This is a genomic window from Sphingomonas sp. CCH9-F2 (genome assembly GCF_001556735.1).
In the GTDB taxonomy this organism is placed as follows: Bacteria; Pseudomonadota; Alphaproteobacteria; order Sphingomonadales; family Sphingomonadaceae; genus Sphingomonas; species Sphingomonas ginsenosidimutans.
In genome coordinates this window covers 1-6510 of sequence record NZ_LSJO01000655.1, presented here as the reverse complement: position 1 = coordinate 6510, position 6510 = coordinate 1, and the positions used below count along the sequence as shown (strand labels likewise).

Sequence of the window (6510 nt, the reverse complement as noted above, 5' to 3'; positions counted from 1 at the left end):
GACAGGATGCGCGCGCCCGCCGCCATCCCCTGCGTCTCTGCGACCGCCAGCCATTCCTGCCGCGCCAGCGGCGAGGTCGGGTCGAGCCGGAAACCGCGCCCGCCCGCCGAGGCCCAACGCTCGCCATTCGCATCGCGGCGCTTCGCCACCCGATCGGGGAAGGCCAGCGCGATGCACTCCGCGATCGTCCCCTCCCCGTCCCCGGCCCCGTCGCCGCGCCCGCGCACCAGCGCCGCCCAGCGCTTCGCCAGCCCGCGCGCGCTTTCGGCCTTCGCCGACCGATCGCCGCGCCAGCGTCGCCAGCGCACCTCCAGATCGGCATCGGGACCGCCCAGCCCGCGCTCCTGCAACAGCGCCGCGACCTCGGCGGCCAGCCGCTTGTCGGGGGCGAGCAGCAGCATGTGCGCCAGCCGCGGCGCCATCGGTAGCGCCGCCATCGCGCGGCCATGCGCGGTCGGCCGCCCATCCTGGTCCAGCGCGCCCAGCACCGTCAGCCGCGCGCGCGCCTCCGCCACCGCCGCCTCGGGCGGGGGGTCGATCCATGCCAGCTGGCGCGAATCGGCGACGCCCCAGATGGCGGTGGCCAGCAGCAGCGCCGACAGGTCCGCCTCCAGGATCTCCGGCGGGTCGAACCGCGGCATCCCCGCGGTGGCCGCGGCCTCCCACAGGCGATAGGCGACCCCCGGACCCTGTCGCGCGGCACGACCGGCGCGCTGGGTCGCCGCCGCCTGGCTCTCGCGTTCGGTCACCAGCCGCGTCATCCCGACCGCGCGATCGTAGCGCGGGCGCCGCGCCAGCCCGGAATCGACCACCACGCTGATGCCGTCCAGCGTCAGGCTGGTTTCCGCGATCGACGTCGCCAGCACCAGTTTGCGCGCGCCGTCCGGCTCGGCACGGATCGCCGCGCGCTGCGCCGCCGGGTCGAGGCTGCCGTGCAGCCGGTGCAGCCGCACCCCCGGCAGATCGCCCAGCCGTTCGGCCGTCCGCTCGATTTCCGCGATGCCGGGCAGGAAGGCGAGCACCCCGCCCGCCTCTTCCGCCAGCGACCGGCGGATCGTGGCGGCCATGTCGTCCTCGATCCGCGCCTCCCCCGCGCGGCCGATGTGGCGCAGTTCCAGCGGGAAGCTGCGCCCGGCGCTCTCCACCACCGGCGCATCGCCCATCAGCGCGGCGAAGCGCGCGCCGTCCAGCGTGGCGGACATCGCGACGATGCGCAGGTCAGGACGCAGCGCACCCTGCGCATCCAGCGCCAGCGCCAGCCCGAAATCACCGTCGAGGCTGCGTTCATGCACCTCGTCGAACAGGATCGCGGACACGCCGGCCAGTTCGGGGTCGTTCTGCAACCGCGCGGTCAAGATCCCCTCGGTCACGACGGTGACGCGCGTCGCCGCCGACCGTTTGGTATCGAGCCGCGTGGCATAGCCGAAGGTGCGCCCGACCGGCTCGTCAGCCAGCGTCGCCATCCGTTCCGCCGCCGCGCGCGCCGCCAGACGGCGCGGCGAGGTGACCAGCACCTCGCCGGTGCACCATGGTTCAGCCAGCAGCGCGGGCGCGACCGCGGTGGTCTTGCCCGCCCCCGGCGGCGCGACCAGCACCGCCGCCGCGCCGACGCGCAGCGCGGCGAGCAGATCGGGCAGGACGGCATGGATCGGCAGGGTCATGGGGCGGCCCTAGCGCGATCGATACGCTCGGCGAAAGCGCGCGCCCGCGTTCCGGCAATCGCCGGAACCCAGGGCCGGACGCGGCGACGACGGCTGGCGATCATGACCCCGGGCTCCTGCCTTCGCAGGAGCACAACGGCGCGGTCCGGACCGTCACCCCGGGCTTGACCCGGCATGACGCGTCATACGTGCGCGGTCAGCGTCTTCAGGTCCACCATCGGCCGCGCGCCGAAATGCTGGATCACCTCCGCCGCGCAGATCGCGCCCAGCGTCAGCGACGCCTCCAGCGACTGGCCGCGCGCCTGGCCGTGGAGGAAGCCGGCGGCGAACAGGTCGCCCGCGCCGGTGGTGTCGACCACCTTGTCGATCGGCTGCGCCGGCACGCACACCCGCGCCTCGCCTGCGATCGCGCACGCGCCGCGCTCGCTCAGCGTGACGACCAGCAGGGGCACCTTGCCGCGCACCGCGTCGATCGCCGCCTCGACATCGGCCTGCTCGGTCAGCGACATGATCTCCGCCTCATTGGCGAACAGCACGTCGATCAGCCCCTGGTCGATCAATTCGTGGAACGCCGCGCGGTGGCGGTCGATGACGAATTCGGCCGACAGCGTGAACGCCACCTTGCGTCCCGCGGCGCGCGCGACGTCGATCGCGGCGCGCATCGCCGCACGCGGCTCTTCGGGGTCCCACAGATAGCCTTCGAGATAGAGGTAGCGCGCATCGGCGATCAGATCGCGGTCCAGCGCCGCCTCCGGCAGATAGTGCGAAGCGCCCAGGAAGGTGTTCATCGTGCGCTGCCCGTCGGGCGTCACGAAGATCAGGCAGCGGCCCGTCGTCGGCGCACCGGCGCGCGCGGGCGTGTCGAAGCGGATGCCCGCGGCGCGGATGTCGTGCGCGAACACTTCGCCCAGCTGGTCGTCGGCGACCTGCCCGATGAAGGCGCAGGCGTCGCCCAGCGCGGCCATGCCCGCGATCGTGTTCGCCGCCGAACCGCCCGACACTTCCTGCCCCGGCCCCATCTTGGCATAGAGCGCGTCGGCTTCCTGGGGGGAGAAGACCAGCGCCATCGCGCCCTTGGTCATGCCGTTGTCGGCGATGAAGGCATCGGTGGCGGGGGCAAGGATGTCGACGATGGCATTGCCGATCGCGACCACGTCGTAGCGGGGTTCGGTCAAGGAATTGATCCTGGATGGGGAAAGCGCAAGGTCGCCCGCGTAAAGCGCCGCGTGCCCTTGCGCAACCGCGTCGCGCGGCGCAACGCTGGCGCGCGATGATCCGCGCGTTCTTCCTCGCCGTCGGGCAATTGGGCGATCCGCCGGTGCGCCGCGTGCTGTTCGCCTCGCTCGCGATCACGCTGGCGATCTTTATCGTCGCAGGCGCGGTGCTGTGGTGGGGGATCGACGCGCTGCTGGCCAACGTGGCGTGGCACGGCGCGCTGGCGGGCGTGGCGGCGACGCTCGTGACCGTGCTGGCGTTGTGGCTGCTGTTCCGCGCGGTCGCGATCCTGGTCGTCGGGCTGTTCGCCGACACGATCGTCGCCGCGGTGGAGCGGCGCCATTATCCCGATCGCCTCGCCGGCGCGCGCGCCGTGCCGTTCCACCGCGGGCTGGCGATGGGCGCCGGATCGGCGGCGCGGTTCGTGGGCGTGAATCTGCTGATGACCCCCGTCTATGTCGCCTTGCTGGTTACCGGGGTGGGCACTGCGGCGGCGTTCTTCGTCGTCAATGCCTGGCTGCTGGGACGCGATCTGACCGATATGGTCGCCGCTCGGCACATGGACGCTGCGGCGATGCGGGGCTGGCGCGCGGCGACCGCCGGGCGGCGGTTCGCGCTGGGGCTTGCGGGCACCGCCCTGTTCGTGGTTCCGCTGCTCAACATCCTGGCGCCGGTGATCGGCGCCGCGATGGCGACGCACCTTTATCACGGGACCGACCGATGACACCGCAGCCGCGGGCCTGCCGCCTGATCCTGCCGTTCGCGCTGGCGCTGCTGGGCGGCTGCGCCACCACCGGCACCACGGGCGGGGCCGCGCGCGCACCGCTGATCCCGATCCCGCAGACCGGGCTGACGCATATCGTCGGGCAGGATGCCGCCGCGCTGGTGCGGCAGTTCGGCCAGCCCGACGCCGACGTGCGCGAAGGCACCGCGCGCAAGCTGCAGTTCACCAGCGCGATCTGCGTCATGGACGCCTATCTCTATCCCCCCAAACAGGGCGCGGAGCCGCGCGTCACCTGGGTCGACACCCGCCAGCGCGACGGCAGCAGCATCGATCGCGCCAGCTGCGCGGCCGCGATCGCGCGCCGCACCGGCGGCAAGTAAGCGATTGGCGCGGCGCGGCGGCGCCGCTACCACCCCGCGCTGGGCAATCAAAAGGGGCGCTACGTGTCATCCCATCCGTCAGCCGTCGTCGCCGACGGCCTGGTGAAGCGATTCGGCGATCGGCGGGTCGTCGACGGCGTCGACCTAGTGGTGCCGCGCGGTGCGATCTACGGTGTGCTGGGCCCCAATGGCGCGGGCAAGACCACGACGCTGCGCATGTTGCTGGGCATCATCGAACCCGATGAGGGCGAACGCATCCTGCTGGGCGCGCGCCACCCGCGCGACGCCGGCGACCGCGTCGGCTATCTGCCGGAGGAACGCGGCCTCTATCCCGCGATGAAGGCGCGCGAGGCGATCGCGTTCATGGGCGCGCTGCGCGGACTGGACTGGGCCATCGGCCGTGCCCGCGCGGCGGAGATGCTGGAAGCCGCCGGGCTGGGCCATGCGGTGGACGAGAAGATCCGCAAGCTGTCGAAGGGCATGGCGCAGCTGGTCCAGCTGCTCGGCTCGGTCGTGCATCGCCCCGACCTGATCGTGCTGGACGAGCCGTTTTCCGGGCTGGACCCGGTCAACCAGGAACGGCTGGAGGCGCTGATCCTGGCCGAGCGCGATCGCGGCGCGACGATCCTGTTTTCCACCCACGTCATGGCCCATGCGCAGCGGCTGTGCGACCGGCTGGCGGTGATCGCGGGCGGGCGCCGCCGGTTCGAGGGGACGGTCGACGAGGCGCGCGGGCTGCTGCCGCCGCAGGTCCGGTACGTTCCCCATCATACCGATGCCGCGCTGGCCGACCTGCTGCCCGGCGATGCGACGCGCGACGGCGACAGCTGGCGTTTCCAGCTGCCAGCGGAGGGGATCGAGGGGCTGCTGACGCGGCTGATCGCCGCCGGATACGGCATCGCCGGCCTCGCCATCGAACGCCCCGGCCTGCACGAGGCGTTCGTGCGCATCGTCGGCGAGGCGGCCGCCGCATCCGGCCCCGCAACCGTGACGGAGCGCGCCGCATGACCCCCTTTCGCCGTCACCTGCGCCAGACGCTGACGATCGCCCGCCGCGATTTCACCGCGACGGTCTTCACCCCGATCTTCCTGCTGTTCCTGTTCGCGCCGATCATCATGCTGTCGTTCAGCCTGATCGGCGGGCTGGGCGCGGCCAATGCCACCCGCGGCACCGCGGCCAAGCAGCGGCTGGTGCTGCTGCTGCCCGCCGACGACACGCGCGCGGTGATGGCCGCCGACGCGCGCCAGCGCACGCTGCGCGACGATGATCGCGCCCCGCCGCGACTGGTCGCGCATCCGGTCACCGGGGATACCGCGGCGCAGGCACGCGCGATGCTGGACGGGCACGGCGCGGTGGGCGGCATCAGCGTCGCGGCGGTGCTCCACGGCGCGCTCGACCGCCCGGTCGTGAGCTATGCCGCGGGCGACCGGGACGAAGCGCGCTACCTCGCCGCGCTGGCACGCGACGCCGCGCTGGTCCGCCGCGCCGGCGCGCCCGCGCTCGCCGAACCGGTGCTGGAGCGTGTCGCCACCGCCGCTCCGTCCGCCGGCGGGCGCGATGCATCGGCGTTCGGCGCGGTGTTCGGCATCTTCTTCCTGACGCTGTTCCTGTCCGGCCAGGTCGTCGGCACGATGGCGGAGGAGCGCAACAACAAGGTGATCGAGGTGCTGGCCGCCGCGGTCCCGCTGGAAAGCGTGTTCCTGGGCAAGCTGCTCGGCATGTTCGGGGTCGCGGTGCTGTTCGTCGCCTTCTGGGGAACGGTGGTCAGCCAGGCCGGCGCGTTCCTGCCCGGCGATCTGGGCGCGGGGCTGCGCCAGCTGTCGCCCGCGGTCGGCGCGGGACCGTTCGCGCTGCTGTTCGCCGCCTATTTCGCGACCGCCTATCTGCTGCTCGGCTCGATCTTTCTGGGCGTGGGGGCGCAGGCATCGACGATGCGCGAGATCCAGATGCTGTCGCTGCCGGTCACCATCGTGCAGGTGGCGATGTTCGCGCTCGCATCGGCCGGCGCATCCGATCGCGACGGCTGGCTGGCGATCGGAACGCAGCTGTTCCCGCTCTCCTCCCCCTATGCGATGGCCGGGCGCGCCGCGGCGCTGCCGGGACTGTGGCCGCATGCGCTGGCGCTGCTGTGGCAATTGGTGTGGGTCGCGATCTTCATCATCGTCGGCGCGCGGCTGTTCCGGCGCGGCGTGCTGCAGTCGGGCAGCGCCAGGCCCGCGTGGCGACGGTTGTTCGCGCGGGGATAGGGCGCAGTAACCCCATTGACACCAGTGTCAGTTAGGTTTCTTCTCGCAACCAAAAGAGGAGAGTGACCATGGCGACCCTGGCCCAGGACGTGACCGCGCCCGCCGACCCTTTCGACGTCAGCCGGCCCGAGCTTTATCGCGACGACACCTGGCACGAACCGTTCCGCCGGCTTCGCGCCGAGGCGCCGGTGCACAAGGTCGTCGATTCGGATTTCGGCCCCTATTGGTCGGTGAGCACGTACAAGCCGATCGTCGAGGTCGAATCGCTCCCCGATCTCTATTCG

General features: G+C 72.4%; 6 protein-coding genes and 1 pseudogene. 5 read left to right on the top strand and 2 right to left on the bottom strand.

All coding sequences use genetic code 11. From position 1 onward, the window contains the following. Together hrpB and AX685_RS18575 are read right to left on the bottom strand one after the other, a co-directional pair. Positions 1 to 1661 (bottom strand): ATP-dependent helicase HrpB (hrpB, locus tag AX685_RS18580; protein ID WP_066491319.1); only part of this gene is annotated, 1661 nt, incomplete at its 3' end. A 182-nt stretch (positions 1662 to 1843) separates the two neighbouring features. After that, entirely contained in the window at positions 1844 to 2836 is a 993-nt protein-coding gene (locus tag AX685_RS18575) for an adenosine kinase (RefSeq protein ID WP_066491317.1), read from the bottom strand. Positions 2837 to 2931: 95 nt separating this feature from the next. On the opposite strand from AX685_RS18575, the gene AX685_RS18570 reads away from it, so the two are divergent. The 5 genes and pseudogenes from AX685_RS18570 to AX685_RS18550 form a co-directional block, all read left to right on the top strand. Further along, positions 2932 to 3600 (top strand): EI24 domain-containing protein, encoded by a 669-nt coding sequence (locus tag AX685_RS18570; protein ID WP_066491315.1) that lies wholly within the window; start codon positions 2932 to 2934, stop codon positions 3598 to 3600. Then, positions 3597 to 3980: a hypothetical protein gene (locus tag AX685_RS18565; RefSeq protein WP_066491313.1), complete on the top strand. Its 384-nt coding sequence runs from the start codon at positions 3597 to 3599 to the stop codon at positions 3978 to 3980. Before AX685_RS18570 ends, AX685_RS18565 begins: the two co-directional genes overlap by 4 nt. A gap of 63 nt (positions 3981 to 4043) precedes the next feature. Then, the gene (locus AX685_RS18560) at positions 4044 to 4988 is read left to right on the top strand and encodes an ABC transporter ATP-binding protein (protein ID WP_066491309.1); all 945 of its coding nucleotides are present in this window, start codon (positions 4044 to 4046) and stop codon (positions 4986 to 4988) included. After that, a complete protein-coding gene (locus tag AX685_RS18555; protein ID WP_066491307.1) occupies positions 4985 to 6226 on the top strand; it encodes an ABC transporter permease in 1242 nt (413 codons plus the stop codon). The genes AX685_RS18560 and AX685_RS18555 overlap by 4 nt, the downstream gene beginning before the upstream one ends. A gap of 68 nt (positions 6227 to 6294) precedes the next feature. After that, positions 6295 to 6510 (top strand): annotated as a pseudogene (locus AX685_RS18550) (cytochrome P450); the annotation flags it as partial.

Excerpts from the sequence above, each read along its gene's own strand:
- AX685_RS18555 (WP_066491307.1), top strand. The coding sequence starts at position 4,985 with ATGACCCCCTTTCGCCGTCACCTGCGCCAGACGCTGACGATCGCCCGC.
- AX685_RS18570 (WP_066491315.1), top strand. The coding sequence starts at position 2,932 with ATGATCCGCGCGTTCTTCCTCGCCGTCGGGCAATTGGGCGATCCGCCG.
- AX685_RS18565 (WP_066491313.1), top strand. The coding sequence starts at position 3,597 with ATGACACCGCAGCCGCGGGCCTGCCGCCTGATCCTGCCGTTCGCGCTG.